Raw genomic sequence first — 2,541 nt, forward strand, 5'->3', positions numbered from 1 at the left:
AGATTTAACTGCGATGGTGGATTTAGCTTTCCTTCTGATTACCTTCTTCATGCTTACCACTTCCCTTTCGAAGCCAATTGCAATGGACATTGCAAAGCCGGATAAGGATGTTAAGGATGAGAACAGGCTTGAACTGCGTGCATCTCAAACCATGACTATCCTTTTAGGTAAAAACAATAAAGTGGCCTGGTATATGGGTGAAGCTGGAAAAAGCCAGCCTAATATCGAAGGATTTGGTGAAATCAGAAAATCGATACTTGAGAATAAAAAGAAAGTAGCTGATTTGAACAATAACGATCCTAAGAAAACACTGGTTGTTGTAATTAAACCTACATCAGGTGCAAGTTATGAGAACTTTGTGAACATTATGGATGAGTTAAACATCACCAAAATCACGGCTGCGCCGGCGATTGATGATGAGAACATCACTGATGCAGAAAAAGATTTCATGAAGAAAAATGGAATTTTATAATATAATTTTAACATTAAAACATTAAAGCAATGTTAGGTTCTAAAATAGATTTATTCAGGAAGGAATGGCTTGATGTTGTTTTTGATCAGAAAAACAAAAGTTACGGAGCTTACGAGCTTCGTACCAGAAACTCTGCAAACACAACAAAATCGTTATTCTACGCATCAGCAGTGTTTATCCTGCTGTTCATCTCGCCTAAGATCATCAGTATGATCAAAGGTGCGTTGCCTGAGGAAGAGGTTGTTAAACAAGTAGAGGTTACTGTTGCTCCACCACCACCGGTGAACCCGGATACCCCTCCGCCACCACCGGTTGAGCCTCCGCCGCCAAAACAGGATCAGGTTAAGTTTCCTCCTCCTATCGTTAAGCCGGATAACTTGGTGCGTGATGAAGAGCCACCTCAAATTGAAGATTTGAAAAAAGCAGATCCGGGACAGAAAACAATTGCGGGTGATCCGGATGCGGACATCGTAGTTGCTGCACCAGTTGGAAATGGCCCTAAACAGGCTGCTGTAGTAGAAGATACTAAAGTTTATGACTTCGTAAGTATCGAAACTCAGCCAAGTTTCCCTGGAGGTATGGAGAAATTTTATGCTTACCTGCATAAAACGGTAAAATATCCTCCAATGGCTGCTGAAAACAACATTCAGGGTAAGGTATTCTTATCTTTCGTTGTGGAGAAAAATGGTGAATTAACAGACATCAAAGTAGACCGTAAATTAGGCGGTGGTACAGATGAGGAAGCTGTAAGGGTATTAAAAGCCAGCCCGCGCTGGACTCCAGGTATCCAAAACGGTAAACCGGTACGTGTTAAATACAACATTCCAATCAGCTTTACTTTATCAGGTCAATAAGATTAATACATGATTGACTTCAATTTTTTTAAGCAGAAATCGCCTCAACAGCGATTTCTGCTTATTTTAGGGCTAGTTATGCTCTTGTTTTATTTAGCCTTGGGAACATTGCTAATTTTTTGGAAGGAGATTCCATTTGATATCACGCCAACGTACAGGATCCTGTTTGGTGTTTTACTTATCGTTTATGCCCTGATCCGGTTTTACCGGTTAATTAATCAAAAAGATCAGTCGGAATGAGATATTTGAGCTTTATATTTGTATTGCTGGTTGTTTTTTCTTCTTGTAAGAGTAAAAAGGCAAAGGAGGGACAATCGGAAGAATCCAGGACTTCAGGCTATGCTAAGTTGCTGGTCGATGAGTCTTTTCACAACATTGTTGATGATCAGATCGAAGTTTTCAATTCTGATTATCCAGATGCGCATTTTACGGTGATTACCGGAAATGAGAATAAGATATTTCCAACCTTTTTAAATGACAGTGTCCGGGTGATGATTTCTTCCCGAATGCTGACCCCAGAAGAAGAAAAAGTTTACAGCAAGAGGAGTATTCCTGTGTTTACGTCCAGGTTTGCTATTGATGGGATTGCGTTGATCACGGCAGCAGATAGCCAGGATACCACCATTACGGCTGAAGAGGTGATTTCGATTATGAAAGGAAATTCGTCTTCAGATAAAAGCCTGGTGTTTGATAATGCTTATTCAAGCACTTTGAGATATTTTAAAGACCTTGCACAGGTGAAGGAGTTGCCTAAAAAGGGTGTTTATACTTTAAGTAACAATAATGATGTGATCAAATATGTTTCTGAGCACAAAAACTATATTGGTGTGGTTGGCGTAAATTGGTTAATAAAAAAATACAGTGAGGGAGAAGAATATTCAGGGAAAGTAAAACTAATGGGCGTAAAAGCTGTTAAGGGTAAAAAAGGGGATGATGCATTTTATAAACCTGTTCAGGACAATCTGATCAGCGGTATTTATCCTTTCCTGAGAAACATTTACATCATTAATGCGGAAGGTAAGGGAGGTTTAGGCACAGGATTTGCAAACTGGTTAGTGAGCCAGCGCGGACAACTGATTGTTCTTAAATCCGGATTGGGTCCTCATAAAATTGTATCGAGGGATTTTAACTTGAAGAATTAAAACAAAATTATATATTTGGGAATACGAAGTATCTCGCTTTTTATCCTCTCAAAACAAACGAACCAATGAAACC

The 2,541-nt window shown here is 39.4% G+C and carries 3 protein-coding genes; all 3 read left to right on the forward strand.

All coding sequences use genetic code 11. From position 1 onward, the window contains the following. The coding region (locus DBR11_RS25675) for a biopolymer transporter ExbD (protein ID WP_108555428.1) at nt 1–472 on the forward strand (472 nt) is incomplete at its 5' end. Nucleotides 473–501: 29 nt separating this feature from the next. Continuing rightward, complete coding sequence (locus DBR11_RS25680; protein ID WP_108555429.1) at nt 502–1,326, forward strand: energy transducer TonB; 825 nt, start codon at nt 502–504, stop codon at nt 1,324–1,326. A 236-nt stretch (nt 1,327–1,562) separates the two neighbouring features. After that, a complete protein-coding gene (locus DBR11_RS25690; protein WP_108555431.1) occupies nt 1,563–2,468 on the forward strand; it encodes a substrate-binding domain-containing protein in 906 nt (301 codons plus the stop codon). Nucleotides 2,469–2,541 lie beyond the last annotated feature (73 nt).

This window comes from Pedobacter sp. HMWF019 (assembly GCF_003061025.1).
GTDB lineage: Bacteria > Bacteroidota > Bacteroidia > Sphingobacteriales > Sphingobacteriaceae > Pedobacter.